The sequence below is a fragment of the Rhodococcus sp. NPDC056516 genome, from assembly GCF_042794655.1.
GTDB lineage: Bacteria > Actinomycetota > Actinomycetes > Mycobacteriales > Mycobacteriaceae > Rhodococcus_F.
Window position 1 is genome coordinate 83,437 of the sequence record NZ_JBHTTG010000011.1, and the last position, 12,867, is coordinate 96,303.

The window sequence follows — 12,867 nt, forward strand, 5'->3', positions numbered from 1 at the left end:
GATGGGCTCATGACACTTCCCGTGCTGATCGACGTCGAAGAACTGTCCGCTCTCATCGAGGCCGGCGCTGCGCCGCGATTGCTCGATGTCCGATGGGCGCTGGGTGATTCGAACGGCGAGCAACATTTTCGCGACGGCCATATTCCCGGCGCGGTATTCGTGAACCTCGACGAGGAACTTGCCTCGCCGCCGTCGCCGGAAAAGGGAAGGCACCCGCTGCCGAGTCTCGCAGACCTGCAGGACGCTGCGCGTCGTTGGGGAATCGACGACGGTGATTCGGTGGTGCTCTACGACGCCACCGGCAACACGGCCGCTGCCCGTGGTTGGTGGCTGCTGCGGTGGGCCGGGCACTCGGATGTCCGACTGCTCGACGGCGGGCTACAGGCCTGGGAGTCCGCGGGACTGCCGTTGGCGGCCGGTATCGGTGAGTCGGTCACTGAAGGCAACGTGACTTTCACCGGCGGCAACATGCCGACGGTCGACATCGACGGCGTCGGCGACTGGACGCGTGCGGGCGGTGTGCTTCTCGACGCCCGAGCGGGGGAGCGGTACCGCGGCGAGGTCGAGCAGATGGATCCCGTCGCAGGGCACATCCCCGGTGCGGTGAGCGCGCCGACCGCACAGAACATCACCGGCGACGGGCGGTTCCTGGATGCGACCCGCCTGCGTGAGCGGTTCGTCGGACTGGGCGCCGGAGACAAGGTGGCGGTGTACTGCGGATCCGGAGTAACTGCAGCGCACGAGATTGCGGCGCTCGCGATCGCTGGTTACGACGCGACGCTGTTCCCGGGCTCGTGGTCACAGTGGTCCAACGACAGCACTCGCGCCGTCGACACCGGAGCCTGAGTCAGCTCTTGGTGCGATCGATGAATGACGGCACGAGAAACCACAGTGCCGTGAACATGATCGCGGCGCACGCTGCCAAAACCTTTGCGGCAACTCCTCCGACGGCGACCTCGGCGATCAACAGGACCGTGCCGGTCATGGAGGCGGCCAGAAAGGCTATGCCGCACAGGGCGAATCGGTTGGCCACGGGCAATATGTTCTCGCGGTGCCCACGGCGGAAAAGCATGCGATGCCAGACCGCGGGTGCCATCAGGAACCCGAACGAGATGGCAACAAGGATCACCGTCACCAAGTGGATGCCGCGGATGTACGCCGACGCTTCCTCGTAGCGTTCGGTGAATGCCACGGCCAGCAGGAAGGCAAACAGGATCTGCACACCAGAGAGCGCGACGCGCAGTTCTTGCAACAACTCGTTGAAGTTCCGCGCGAGTTGTTGAGGTGGAGTCTCCCCGGTCTCGTTCACGGCGTCGTGGTCCTAGGCCCGTGAGTATTCCGACGCTCGCTGGATCTGCTCCGCGCTCGGACGCACACCGGTGTAGAGAACGAACTGCTCGGCAGCCTGCAGAGCGATGACCGATGCTCCGGTGATCGCCGTCTTCCCGAGTTCGGTTGCCAACGCGATCAGTGGTGTGTTCGCGGGCATCGCGACGACATCGAAGATAACCGTGGCTGCGCGCACTGCTCGTTCGGGAAACGACAATGCATCTGCTTCCGCGCCGCCGGACATGCCGATCGGAGTCGCGTTGATCAGCACACCGGGACGCAACTCGCCCAGCTCTGCGTGCCACTCGAAGCCGTACTGCTTCGCGAGCGCTGACCCAACTTCCCGGTTGCGTGCGATCACCGTGACGTCGGTGAAACCGGTGTCGCGCACCGCAGCGACGACTGCTTTCGCCATGCCGCCGCTTCCGGCGACAGCGACGGACAGGCTCGTATCGACGCCGTTGTCACGCAGCAGATCGGCGACCGCCTGATAGTCGGTGTTGTAGGCGTGCAGCACTCCGGACTCGTTGACGATCGTGTTGACGGAGTCGATAGCACTGGCCGAATCGTGCATGACGTCGATGTGCTCGATGACCTGTTCCTTGAACGGCATCGACACCCCGCATCCTCGAATCCCGAGTGCGCGTATGCCGCCGATCGCTGCGGGTACGTCTTCGGTGGTGAAGGCCTTGTAGACGAAGTTCAGGCCCAATTCCTCGTAGAGGTAATTGTGAAACCTGGTGCCGATATTGCTCGGTCGCCCGGAGAGCGACATGCACAGCAGCGTGTCCTTGTTGAGGTCGACGGTCATCGCTCCCACTCTAATCGCGACGACGGGGTAGTTCTTGATGGAGGAGGGACACCCATCCGGATGACCCGCAGCGCCGAATGTCGGGTATCCGATCGAAGCACCACTCGCACCGACAGAGCCGAGACGACATGGTCACACAGAACATCGACGAGCACCCGAGCACCGAATCTCGTCCACCGCGTCGTAGGTGGGCTGCCCATGCGATCTCCGGAGTGTTGGCCGCGGCTGTCGTCCTGGGGATCGGTGAACTGGTGGCGCTGCCGATCAACCCGGACGCATCGCCGTTCTACGCGGTAGGTGCAACCACCGTCGACCGAACGCCGGCGTGGGCCCGAGAGTTCGCGATCGACACCTTCGGCACCAACGACAAGCCAGCGCTGTTCATCGGAATGTCGATCTTGATAGTTCTGCTCGGCGCGGTGGCCGGATTACTGGAACGGCGACGCCGCCCGATCGGTAGTGTCATCCTCGTTCTTCTGGGAGCGGTTGGTGTGTATGCAGCGATGCAACGCCCGACGGCCGATGCGATGTACGTGTTCCCGACGCTGGTCGGTGTGGTGGCGGGCGTCGCGACGCTGCGATTGTTGATCACGCAACTGGAGGTGCCGCTCTCGCCGGGCGTCGCCGACTCGTGGTTGCCTCGTCGTCAGTTCCTTCTGCTCGCGGGTGCGGCGTTGGCAGTGGCTGCGGCAGCGGGCGCGGCCGGAAAGTTCGTGGGGCAGAGAATCGCCGGCGCGGTGGCGAATCGTGAAGACTTCGTCGTGCCCACCGCCGCTGACCCGGCGCCGCCGATTCCGGCGGGTGCGGACATCGGGATTTCGGGGGCATCGACGTACATCACGCCCAACGACGACTTCTATCGAATCGACACCGCGCTCCTTGTTCCGCAACTGACGACGGATTCGTGGGAACTACGGATTCACGGAATGGTGGACCGCGAGATGACGTTGTCGTTCGACGATCTGGTGGCGCGAACGCCGATAGAGCGAGTGATTACGCTGACCTGCGTTTCCAACGAGGTAGGTGGCGTTCTGGCCGGGAATGCTAAGTGGATCGGTTACCCCATGAAGGATCTGCTCGACGAAGTCGGTGTCCATCCCGACGCCGACATGCTCCTCTCGACCAGCGTCGACGGCTTCACGGTCGGGACTCCCGTCGAGATAGTCACGGACGGCCGCGACGCGATCCTCGCCGTGGCGATGAACGGTGAACCGTTGCCGTTCGAGCACGGTTATCCCGTTCGGCAGGTGGTTCCGGGGTTGTACGGTTTCGTGTCCGCCACCAAGTGGGTGACGGAGTGGGAGTTGACGCGTTTCGACAAGGTCGAGGCTTATTGGACCCAGCGCGGTTGGGGCGCGCAGGCACCGATCAAGACGTCCTCGCGTATCGAGGTACCGGCAGCTTTGGCGCCGATCGAGCCGGGACAGGTGCTTGTGGCGGGAACTGCTTGGGCTCAGCATCGCGGGATCGAGAAGGTCGAGGTTCGCGTCGACAACGGTGAATGGCAACCGGCGACGCTGGCTCAGGAGTACTCGATCGACACGTGGCGTCAATGGTCCTGGATGTGGGACGCGGGCTCAGGCTTGCACACGGTGCAGGTCAGAGCGACGGACTTGGACGGGAACGTTCAGGTGGAAGAGCGCACTCCGCCGATTCCCGGTGGAGCCACGGGATGGCACACCAGGTCGTTCACCGTGAAGTGACGGGAAAATCCGAATGGGGTTCGGTATACAGGCGAACGACTCGCTGAGCCATCCATCCGGCGATCAGGGTTCGCAGGCCGAAGTCGAAGGTGTCGTCGGTTCGCAGTGGTGTCGTAGCCTCGCGCGTGATCTCGCTCGGGTTGGAGGATTGGGTCCATGCGACGTCAGGCGTCGACAGTTTCACGACTGATCCGAGAACCAGACTGTCGAGTGTGGAAATTGCGTGACGAGTGTCGGTCGGATCGAAACCGCCGTCCGAAAATGCTTGAACCAGTGCAGTATCGATTGCGAAGGTCACCTCGGTGCGGACGCTTCGTGTCATGAGCAGCGGGATGAGGCGCCAGTGCTCGACCGCAGCTCGGCGATAGGCCCACCCCCACGCGCTGATCCGTTCGCTCCACCCTGCCGGTGGAAGGGGGACAGAGATCGACGACATCACGCGGATGCGCATGAGTTCGACGATCTCGGATCGACCTGAAATGTGTGTGTAGAGCGAAGACGGAGTCACGTTCAGTTGCTTGGCGATCCCGGGCATGGTGAAGTCGCCGGTTGCGTCGACAGCATCCAGAGCCGCGTCGGTGATGTTTCGCGTGGACAGTATCGGCTGAGTGGGACGCGGCATCGATTCTCCTGGTGAGGGATTCGTCGGCAATCTCGGACTTGATCGATTGATGACAACTCCTTGATTTCGGGAGCCGATATGCATCATACTAACCGAACCCTATTCGGTATGTCGGCGGAACCTTCCGGCGATCGGTACACGTCGGAGGAACATTCAATATGTCTGTCGTATGGCTGACCGGTGCAACGATCATCGACGGGACGGGCGCCGACCCGATCGAGAACTGCGCTGTTGCTGTGGAAAACGGGCGCATCAGTGCACTCGGTGGCACGCCACCCACGGGGGCGGAGGTGTTGGACTGCACTGGGCTGACAATCACGCCCGGCCTCATCGACGCACACGTTCATCTCGGTGGATCGAGCGATCTCGCACCGAGCCTGCGGCGTCAGATCTCGGTAGCCGAGCTTGCTGCCGATATGTTCGCGACCTGCGCGTCGACCCTCGACGGGGGATTCACCACTGTTCGTGACTGCGGCGGAATCGACGGCGGACTGGCCGGAGTCGTCGCCTCGGGCAAGATTCCGGGACCGCGGATCATTCAGTGCGGCCCGATCCAGTGCCAGACCGGTGGACACGGACATCTGGCAGCGGAGTGGGAGCCGACTTCGGACTGGTCCGATCACGACATCCCCGGATTGCGTTGTATGTCTCTGCTTTCCGACGGTCCGCACGAAATGCGAAAGAACGTTCGTGAGACGTTCCGTAGAGGTGCCGACTTCCTCAAACTGTGCGTCACCGGGGGAGTGGTGTCGACTCATGACAAGCTCACCGACACGCAGTTCACGGTCGACGAGATCGAAGTCGCAGTCGAGGAAGCCAATGCGCGCGGTACCTATGTCACGGTGCATGCCCACAACAACGTAGGAATCCGGAACGCGGTCACTGCCGGCGCCAAATGCGTCGAGCACGGCTCCGATATCGACGACGAGACCGCCAAGTTGATGGCCGAGCACGACGTCGCCTTGGTTCCGACGTTGGCTGTGGTGCAGGCGCTCTCGGACAGTGCGGCGTCGGCGGGTCTGCCCGAATCGATTTCGGCTCGCATCGGAAAGATGATGCAGGGGCAGATCGACGGGCTCCTCGCCGCTCGAAATGCCGGGGTCAGAGTGGGGCTGGGATCCGACCTCATCGGTACCGATCAAACGGGCCGTGGGATGGAGTTGGTCCTGCGCGCGAAGGTCGAAACACCCATGGATGCACTGATTTCCGCTACCCGGATCAACGCCGACATTCTCGGAATCGCCGACGAGGTCGGCACCATCGAAGTCGGTAAGTTCGCCGACCTCGTTGCCTTCCGCGGCAATCCGTTGACGGATCCCTCGATCTTTGCCGATCGTGAGCGGATCGCACTCGTCATCCAGAGCGGGCGAGTGGTGAAGGACTGCCGCTAGATCAGCAGCGAGTGGCAAGATCCGTCAGGGTCGAATGATCAGCTCGGCTGACCGGTAAGCCATAGGAAATCGCGACGGTCAGGTACTTGCCGGCGTAGAAGCATCGGTACGCAGGATCGGGCGGCAACCAGTCACTGGGCGTGCTGTCGCCTTTCGACTGGTTGTCGGGGCCGTTGACGGCCAACAGGTTCAGTGACGTGTCGTTCGCGAACCTCATCCGCAACGCAGGAGTCCAGGAGTTCGCGCCGAAGTCCCAGGCCGCGGCGAGCGGGAAGACGTGGTCGATTTGGACGGACTTGGCCTGGCTGCGTTCGAATTCGATGTGATCACCGGAGTACGGGTCGGTCATCACTCCGGACAGCACGACGCAATCACGTGTACCGGATTTGAACACCACGTCCGAGAGATCGTGGGCCAGGACGTTGTTGCGGGTATCGCACCCGTCGTGGCCACCTGGTGCGTCCTGGTCGTCGGACCAAGCGGGGCCGAAGACGCAGGCCTCGCCGTTACCGCAGCCGCGCTCGTATCCACCCGGATGTGGACGCTTGTCGACGATCGCGGTCCGGGACAGCAACTCTTCGAGTTCCGATCGCGTCGGGCTGCCAGGGGCCGACTCGAGACGCTCGTCCCCGAACCATCCGCAGGACGCGACGAGACATACGAGCACGAGCATCGACGTGATCGCGAATAACCGTGCAACCACCTGTGCCCCCGCCCGTCGTAGATGGTGATTGAACCCCCGCCGTCGTAGACGGTGATTGAACCACCGCGGGCCGACAGGAATCAGCCGAACTCGATCACCACTTTGCCGGCGGCATGGCCGTCTTCGACTGCAGCGAGTGCGTCACCAGCGCGGGAGAAAGGGTAGCGACCCGACACAAACGGGTTCAGGGTCCCATCGGCTACGAGTGCCGCCACCTCTGTGAATACTGCTGTAGTCCTTCGGCGTTCGACTCCGCCGCCGCCGAGCCGGCTTGCCGCGAGAGGATCGGCGATGCTCAGGATCGGCGCGTCCGGTCGGGCGAGCTCAGCGCCGCGAGTGAGAGTATCCCCGCCGACCAGGTCGAAAACCGCGTCCACTCCGGCTGGGGACAACGCGGACACGTCGTCTGCGAAGCCGTCCCCCGACGCAACCCAACGTGCTCCCACTTCCTCGATCGCGGTTCTCTTGGACTCGCTCGCGACACCGATCACGTTGATACTCCGCGCCAGTGCAAGCGCGATCGTGCTGCGACCAACGCCGCCGCCGGCGCCGAGCAGCAGGAGTGTCGCCCCGGGTTTCAGACCGAGATCGTGGAGTGCGTCGTAGGCCGTTCCTGCCGCAACCGTCAGCACTGCGGCATCGGCCCAGGACACGGTAGGCGGTTTGTGTGCTGTCGAGGAGACGTTGAGCAATGTCGACGCGGCGTAGCCGCCGAAGCCGGTGGCGGTAGCGCCGAATACTTCGTCGCCGACCTCGAACTCGGTGACCCGCGGACCTACTCCGATGACAACACCGGACACTTCGCGGCCCAGAACCGCAGGCAGCGTCACCGGGACGGTGTCTTTTCGGGTACCAGCGCGAACCTTCCAGTCGGCTGGGTTGACTCCCGCAGCTCGGACCGACACCAGCAGTTGTCCCGCGCCGGGCGGTGGCAGGGTGACGTCGAAGTAGGACTGTGTGTCGGGTCCGCCGTACTCGGTGAAGCCGTATGCCGTCGTCATGACTGCCAGCCTATTGCCCGGTAGGCGGGAAGCGGTGTCGGTGGCACCTGATTGGATGGTCGGATGCTGCATGGACTCTGGTCACCGGGATCGGGGCTCAAACTGTGGGTCGACGGGCACGACGGTGCCGGGACCGACGATCCCCGTGATCCGGTCAGTGCTGTCCTGCATCGCAAGTTCCGTCATCGTGTGAATGTCGCTATGCCGCCCGTACCTGGCGGGCCTTTGCAGAGTGAGTACGCAGCTGTTGCGTTGGCGCCGCCGGACGCAGTCGATCTCCTGCTGCGGTTCAAGGCCGACGATCAGCGAATTGCGGGAGACCTGCACTTTCTCGTACATGTGGCGCGAGGAATAGACCAGTGGGTGCGTGCCGGACGGGTGGTCCCCGCACTGACGCGGGCTGAAGGAAGTTGGTGGCCACGCTGGCAGTTGTCGGTGGGGGAACGCCAGCGCGCCTGGATCGGCGAACTGGTAGTGGCGATGCCGCCAGTGCAGCGGGCGATCGGTTCGCCGCGGGCGACGATCGAAGACATCACGAACGAACTCACGGACCCGATCGTCCGTCGTGCTCTCGGGGACTCGCATCCGGTGGTGCAGACCCCGCTGTGGCAGGCCGTGTTGTCCGGGGACGCTTTCGACGACGTGTCGGTACGAGCGGCCGAGGGACTCGCCGAATGGGGATCCACGTTCACCGCCGGGGAGCCGGACCTGGTTCTGCGGCTGATCGAGCCGGAACTCGACGACAATTCCGACCCGGACGACGATGCGCTGTGGCGCCTGCAGGTGTGCCTGCGTCCCGAAGGCGAAGCGCCCGAGCGTGTTCGACTTCACCGTGCCGACCCTAAACGCATCCAGCTCGGCAGTCGGAAGCTGGAAGAGGCGATCAAGGCTTACCCCCGTTTTCGCGACGTGCCGCGAGACGAAGACAGTCTCGACCTGTTGCTGCCCACTCCTGTCGTGATGGACTTGGTCGGACATGGCGCGATTGTCTTGCGGGAGCGAGGGATCACGCTGCTGCTCCCGCGTGCGTGGAACGTGGTTTCTCCCTCACTGCGTGTGCGGGTGACGTCGGCGGCATCTCCTATCGTGGCGGAGAATCGTACGGTCGGTATGGACCAATTGCTGGAATACGATTGGGAATTGGCGCTCGGAGACAAGGTTCTCACCGCCGAGGAAATGACCCGACTCGTCGACGCGAAGTCCGATCTGGTCCAGTTGCGCGGCGAGTGGGTTCAAGCAGACAAAGACGTCCTCGCCCGCGCGGCTCGTTTTGTCAATCAACGGCATTCGAGCGGGGACCGAGCGATTGTCGATCTGATCAAGGACTTGATCGCCGACGACCTCAAAGACCTGCCGGTCGAGGAAGTGAAGGCAACCGGATGGGCTTCCGCCTTGCTCGACCAGTCGGTGGCTCCGCAGCAGGTCGCGGTGCCGTCGACGGTCAATGCGACTTTGCGTCCGTATCAACGACGCGGTCTCGACTGGTTGGCGTACATGAGCGCTCTCGGGCTCGGTGCGGTATTGGCCGACGACATGGGTTTGGGTAAGACGCTGCAACTGTTGGCGCTACTTGCGCACGAGAAGTCCAAGACAGCAACGCTTTTGGTGTGCCCGATGTCGGTGGTCGGAAACTGGCAGCGTGAAGCGGCGCGATTTGTGCCGAGCCTGCGTGTCTACGTCCATCACGGTTCGGACCGCGCTACCGGGGCGGAGTTGGAACAGGCAGTTCGTGAGAGTGATCTGGTGATCACCACCTACGCACTCATGACTCGCGACGTCGCGGCGCTCAAGGATCTCGACTGGCGACGAGTGGTGCTCGACGAAGCTCAACACATCAAGAACGCCAAGACATCTCAGGCGCGCGCTGCTCGCAGCATTCCTGCGGACCACCGAGTTGCTCTCACCGGAACGCCGGTGGAGAACCGACTGGACGAATTACGGTCCATCCTCGACTTTGCCAATCGAGGGGTGCTCGGCTCGGAGCAGATGTTCCGCAAACGGTTTGTCGTACCGATCGAGCGGGAAAAAGACCAACTTGCCGTCTCGCGACTGCGAGCCGTCACGTCACCATTTGTGCTGCGGCGGGTGAAGACCGATCCCTCCGTGATCGCGGATCTACCCGAGAAACAGGAGATGACGGTTCGAGCGAATCTCAGTGAGGAACAGGCCGCGTTGTACCGCGCGGTGGTGGACGAGATGATGGCGCAGATCAAGGGGACGGAAGGCATGAAGCGCAAGGGTGCCGTCCTCTCTGCGCTGACCAAACTCAAACAGGTATGCAATCATCCGGCGCACTTCCTGCGCGACGGATCGCCGATGATGCGCCGCGGGCAACACCGTTCGGGAAAACTCGGTCTTGTCGAGGACATCGTCGAGTCGGTCACCGCCGACGACGAGAAGGTTCTGCTTTTCACACAGTTTCGTGAGTTCGGAGAATTAGTGGTGCCGTACCTGGCCGACCGGTTCACCACCGATGTTCCGTTCCTGCACGGCGGAGTATCGAAAGCCGGAAGGGACGCCATGGTCGAGGCGTTCCAAGGTGAAGGCGGCCCGCCCATCATGGTGCTCTCGCTCAAGGCCGGTGGCACCGGCCTGAATCTCACAGCGGCCAATCACGTGGTTCACCTCGACAGATGGTGGAACCCCGCGGTGGAGAATCAGGCGACGGACCGTGTGTTCCGCATCGGCCAGCGAAAGAACGTGCAAGTCCGCAAGATGGTGTGCGTCGGAACTTTGGAAGAGCGGATCGACACGATGATCGCGAGTAAGAGCGAACTCGCTGAACTTGCAGTTGGGACGGGCGAGAACTGGGTGACGGAGATGAGCGTCGAGCAACTGGACGAGTTGTTGCGACTCGGCGACGACGCGGTGGGCGAATGAGTGCGCGCGGCAAGGGCCCCGATTTCAGTGAGTACACCGGGCCTCGACGACGAGCCCCTGCGCCGGTCAAGCCCCGCCCCGCGTTCGGGAGGACGTTCTGGGGCAAGGCTTTTGTCCGCGTCGTCGAAGAAATCGGCGACAAACCTCGTGTCACTCGGGGGCGCACGTACGCGCGTTCGGGCCAGGTCTTGGCGCTCGACATCGAACCGGGAGTGGTGACGGCCGAAGTTCAGGGCAGTCAACTGCAGCCATTTGTTTCCACTCTGTCGATCGAGACCCTTGATCAATCGGATATCGACGACATCATCACCAAGATCCGCCGAGTGCCGGGAAGCCTTGCCGCACTGGTGTCCGGCACTGTCCCCGATATGCTTGCCGCTCAACTGATACCGGACGGCCCGTCTGCTTTCCGCTTCGACTGCACCTGCCCCGATGTCGGTTGGCCGTGCAAACACGCTGCGGCCGTGGCGTTCTTGACCGCCGAGCGAATCGACACCGATCCGCTGAGGTTGCTGAGACTTCGCGGTGTCGACCTGGAGCAGTTGATCGGCGGAGTGGAAGACGAGTCGACAGTTCCGCTCGACGTCGAGAATTGGTTCGGAATCGCGGCCGCGCTGCCGGCGCTACCGAAGGTGCCTTTTCGTGCGGCGATCGACGATCTGGATGTCCGACGGCTGCGCGAGGCGGTTGCGGCACTGGGATTGGACATGGCTCAGCAGAACGTCGCCTTGGACGAAATACGGTCCATCTACCGACGGTTGGACGGTTGAAAACGGACAACTCCGGACTGGTGCTAGTTTCCTGTCGTGAATTCCAGTATCGTTAATTGGACCGGTCCGGTCGGGACCTGCCCGCGATTTCATATCGATATCGTCGGCGAATAGACGACTATTCATTTCTCGGAGGGACAGTCGCTGTGATGCCCGTTCATTTGCGCGACAGCGCAATACCCAAACATGAGCAGTTGCGCACCATTCTCTTGCGCAAGTGCACCCAAGAACTCCAGCCTGGCGACTTGATGACCAGCGAGCGAAACCTGATGCAGGACTACGGCGTCAGTCGGATCACCGTTCGTGAGGCCATCGGACAACTGGTCAATGACGGACATCTCGTGCGTGTGCGTGGCAAGGGCACCTTCGTGGCGCACCGTGCCGTCCAGTCCAAGCTGCACCTTGCGTCGTTCACCGAAGAAATGCGTGCCCAGGGGCACCATCCCACTACTGTGGTCCTGGTCAGTGAACAGGGTCCTGTCCCCGAAAGTACTGCTGCCGCACTGAATATGCGACCGGGTTCCGAGGGCTATCACGTCAAGCGCTTACGCCTCGCCGATGGCGAGCCGGTGAGCGTTGACGACGGCTGGTTCAATCCTGAACTGTTGCCGGGTCTGCTCGACATGGACTTGACGGGGTCGATCTACCGGGCGACTGCTGACAAGTACGACAAGCCGATCGATCGGGCAGAACAGACGGTCAGTGCAGACGGTGCCAGTACGGAGATCGCGACTCTCCTGGGCACTCGTAAAGGCGCTCCGGTCTTGTACTTCGATCGAGTGTCGTTCAGCGAGATCGCACCGGTCGAGCACACTCGTAGTTGGTACCGATCCGACCGCTACCAGTTGCAGATGGAAGTCCAGGGTCAAGCGCGGCCCAAAACGCGCGGCGACCAGTAGTCATCGTTCGAAGCGAAAGGGCGAGCACACCTTCCGGTGTGCTCGCCCTTTGCGTTACGCCGACCAGTCGAACAGCGTGTCGCCGGTGGTGACGTCGCTACCGACCGAAGGGGATTCGACGGTGTCCGGCTTGGAATCCATCACCACAACCGGGCAGATCGCCGAGTAGCCGGTGGTGTCGATGTGCGCTGGATCGAAGCTGACGACGGGATCACCCGCATCGACGGTGTCACCTTCGGCGGCGATCAGCGTGAATCCGTCGCCCTCGAGTTTGACCGTGTCGATGCCGATATGGACCAGCACGCCGGTGGCTTTCTCTCCGAAGATCACAAATGCGTGGGGGTGAAGTTTGAGGATCTTCCCGCTGATCGGCGCGACAACGGTGAGCGGCCCCTGATCGCGGGCAGGTTCGATGGCGACGCCCGAGCCGACCATCTGCTGAGCGAACACCGGGTCCGGGACGTCTGCCAGTGCGACGACCCGGCCGGGCAGTGGGGCGAGGACGACCGTCACAGGATGTCCTCGATATCCTCGGCAAGGGTGTCTGCCTCGGGTCCGACGATCACCTGGACGACCGTTCCGGCCTTGAGTACGCCGTGTGCGCCGGCAGCCTTGAGCGCTGCTTCGTTCACCTTCGCGCCGTCCTTGACCTCGGTGCGTAGGCGGGTGATGCACGCTTCGATCTCGACGATGTTCTCTGCGCCGCCGAGGCCCTTGATGATTGCTTCCGCTTTCGACATTTGCTGCTCCTGATTGTC

General features: G+C 62.7%; 13 protein-coding genes. 6 read left to right on the top strand and 7 right to left on the bottom strand.

Annotated elements, in window-relative coordinates:
* Positions 1 to 9: 9 nt before the first annotated feature.
* On the top strand, positions 10 to 846 hold the full coding sequence (locus ACFQ6Y_RS29020) for a sulfurtransferase (RefSeq protein WP_378640168.1): 837 nt from the start codon (positions 10 to 12) through the stop codon (positions 844 to 846).
* 1 nt (position 847) lies between these two features.
* On the opposite strand, the gene ACFQ6Y_RS29025 is transcribed toward ACFQ6Y_RS29020, so the two are convergent.
* Together ACFQ6Y_RS29025 and ACFQ6Y_RS29030 are read right to left on the bottom strand one after the other, a co-directional pair.
* Positions 848 to 1,309 carry a DUF6328 family protein gene (locus ACFQ6Y_RS29025; protein WP_003941357.1) on the bottom strand — a complete coding sequence of 154 codons (462 nt, stop codon included), beginning with the start codon at positions 1,307 to 1,309 and terminating at the stop codon, positions 848 to 850.
* 12 nt (positions 1,310 to 1,321) lie between these two features.
* The gene (locus ACFQ6Y_RS29030) at positions 1,322 to 2,140 is read right to left on the bottom strand and encodes a shikimate 5-dehydrogenase (protein WP_378640170.1); all 819 of its coding nucleotides are present in this window, start codon (positions 2,138 to 2,140) and stop codon (positions 1,322 to 1,324) included.
* Positions 2,141 to 2,268: 128 nt separating this feature from the next.
* On the opposite strand from ACFQ6Y_RS29030, the gene ACFQ6Y_RS29035 reads away from it, so the two are divergent.
* Positions 2,269 to 3,843, top strand: a complete 1,575-nt coding sequence (locus ACFQ6Y_RS29035) for a molybdopterin-dependent oxidoreductase (protein WP_378549325.1) — start codon at positions 2,269 to 2,271, stop codon at positions 3,841 to 3,843.
* Here ACFQ6Y_RS29035 and ACFQ6Y_RS29040 read toward each other — a convergent pair.
* Positions 3,830 to 4,465 carry a TetR/AcrR family transcriptional regulator C-terminal domain-containing protein gene (locus ACFQ6Y_RS29040; protein WP_378539419.1) on the bottom strand — a complete coding sequence of 212 codons (636 nt, stop codon included), beginning with the start codon at positions 4,463 to 4,465 and terminating at the stop codon, positions 3,830 to 3,832. The two genes, ACFQ6Y_RS29035 and ACFQ6Y_RS29040, sit on opposite strands and share 14 nt — an antisense overlap.
* A 158-nt stretch (positions 4,466 to 4,623) precedes the next feature.
* Here ACFQ6Y_RS29040 and ACFQ6Y_RS29045 point away from each other — a divergent pair, with 158 nt between their 5' ends.
* Positions 4,624 to 5,856 carry an amidohydrolase family protein gene (locus ACFQ6Y_RS29045; RefSeq protein ID WP_378640172.1) on the top strand — a complete coding sequence of 411 codons (1,233 nt, stop codon included), beginning with the start codon at positions 4,624 to 4,626 and terminating at the stop codon, positions 5,854 to 5,856.
* 1 nt (position 5,857) lies between these two features.
* On the opposite strand, the gene ACFQ6Y_RS29050 is transcribed toward ACFQ6Y_RS29045, so the two are convergent.
* Together ACFQ6Y_RS29050 and ACFQ6Y_RS29055 are read right to left on the bottom strand one after the other, a co-directional pair.
* Positions 5,858 to 6,559, bottom strand: coding sequence for an HNH endonuclease family protein (locus ACFQ6Y_RS29050; protein ID WP_378640174.1), 702 nt, complete (start codon positions 6,557 to 6,559; stop codon positions 5,858 to 5,860).
* A gap of 80 nt (positions 6,560 to 6,639) precedes the next feature.
* Positions 6,640 to 7,560 carry an NADP-dependent oxidoreductase gene (locus ACFQ6Y_RS29055; protein WP_378640177.1) on the bottom strand — a complete coding sequence of 307 codons (921 nt, stop codon included), beginning with the start codon at positions 7,558 to 7,560 and terminating at the stop codon, positions 6,640 to 6,642.
* A 63-nt stretch (positions 7,561 to 7,623) separates the two neighbouring features.
* Between ACFQ6Y_RS29055 and ACFQ6Y_RS29060 the strand changes: the two genes are divergently transcribed.
* The 3 genes from ACFQ6Y_RS29060 to ACFQ6Y_RS29070 all read left to right on the top strand — a co-directional run bounded on the left by ACFQ6Y_RS29060 (position 7,624) and on the right by ACFQ6Y_RS29070 (position 12,109).
* Positions 7,624 to 10,440: a DEAD/DEAH box helicase gene (locus tag ACFQ6Y_RS29060; protein ID WP_378640179.1), complete on the top strand. Its 2,817-nt coding sequence runs from the start codon at positions 7,624 to 7,626 to the stop codon at positions 10,438 to 10,440.
* Positions 10,437 to 11,210 carry an SWIM zinc finger family protein gene (locus ACFQ6Y_RS29065; protein ID WP_378640180.1) on the top strand — a complete coding sequence of 258 codons (774 nt, stop codon included), beginning with the start codon at positions 10,437 to 10,439 and terminating at the stop codon, positions 11,208 to 11,210. The genes ACFQ6Y_RS29060 and ACFQ6Y_RS29065 overlap by 4 nt, the downstream gene beginning before the upstream one ends.
* Before the next feature lie 149 nt (positions 11,211 to 11,359).
* Positions 11,360 to 12,109, top strand: coding sequence for a GntR family transcriptional regulator (locus ACFQ6Y_RS29070; RefSeq protein ID WP_019749216.1), 750 nt, complete (start codon positions 11,360 to 11,362; stop codon positions 12,107 to 12,109).
* Positions 12,110 to 12,163: 54 nt separating this feature from the next.
* Here ACFQ6Y_RS29070 and ACFQ6Y_RS29075 read toward each other — a convergent pair whose 3' ends face one another.
* Both ACFQ6Y_RS29075 and ACFQ6Y_RS29080 read right to left on the bottom strand, forming a co-directional pair.
* Positions 12,164 to 12,622 carry a PTS glucose transporter subunit IIA gene (locus ACFQ6Y_RS29075; RefSeq protein WP_378640182.1) on the bottom strand — a complete coding sequence of 153 codons (459 nt, stop codon included), beginning with the start codon at positions 12,620 to 12,622 and terminating at the stop codon, positions 12,164 to 12,166.
* Positions 12,619 to 12,849 carry a PTS glucose/sucrose transporter subunit IIB gene (locus tag ACFQ6Y_RS29080; protein WP_283307394.1) on the bottom strand — a complete coding sequence of 77 codons (231 nt, stop codon included), beginning with the start codon at positions 12,847 to 12,849 and terminating at the stop codon, positions 12,619 to 12,621. Before ACFQ6Y_RS29080 ends, ACFQ6Y_RS29075 begins: the two co-directional genes overlap by 4 nt.
* Positions 12,850 to 12,867 lie beyond the last annotated feature (18 nt).

Excerpts from the sequence above, each read along its gene's own strand:
- ACFQ6Y_RS29020 (WP_378640168.1), top strand. The coding sequence starts at position 10 with ATGACACTTCCCGTGCTGATCGACGTCGAAGAACTGTCCGCTCTCATC.
- ACFQ6Y_RS29030 (WP_378640170.1), bottom strand. The coding sequence starts at position 2,140 with ATGACCGTCGACCTCAACAAGGACACGCTGCTGTGCATGTCGCTCTCC.
- ACFQ6Y_RS29035 (WP_378549325.1), top strand. The coding sequence starts at position 2,269 with ATGGTCACACAGAACATCGACGAGCACCCGAGCACCGAATCTCGTCCA.
- ACFQ6Y_RS29040 (WP_378539419.1), bottom strand. The coding sequence starts at position 4,465 with ATGCCGCGTCCCACTCAGCCGATACTGTCCACGCGAAACATCACCGAC.
- ACFQ6Y_RS29045 (WP_378640172.1), top strand. The coding sequence starts at position 4,624 with ATGTCTGTCGTATGGCTGACCGGTGCAACGATCATCGACGGGACGGGC.
- ACFQ6Y_RS29055 (WP_378640177.1), bottom strand. The coding sequence starts at position 7,560 with ATGACGACGGCATACGGCTTCACCGAGTACGGCGGACCCGACACACAG.
- ACFQ6Y_RS29060 (WP_378640179.1), top strand. The coding sequence starts at position 7,624 with ATGCTGCATGGACTCTGGTCACCGGGATCGGGGCTCAAACTGTGGGTC.
- ACFQ6Y_RS29065 (WP_378640180.1), top strand. The coding sequence starts at position 10,437 with ATGAGTGCGCGCGGCAAGGGCCCCGATTTCAGTGAGTACACCGGGCCT.
- ACFQ6Y_RS29070 (WP_019749216.1), top strand. The coding sequence starts at position 11,360 with ATGCCCGTTCATTTGCGCGACAGCGCAATACCCAAACATGAGCAGTTG.
- ACFQ6Y_RS29080 (WP_283307394.1), bottom strand. The coding sequence starts at position 12,849 with ATGTCGAAAGCGGAAGCAATCATCAAGGGCCTCGGCGGCGCAGAGAAC.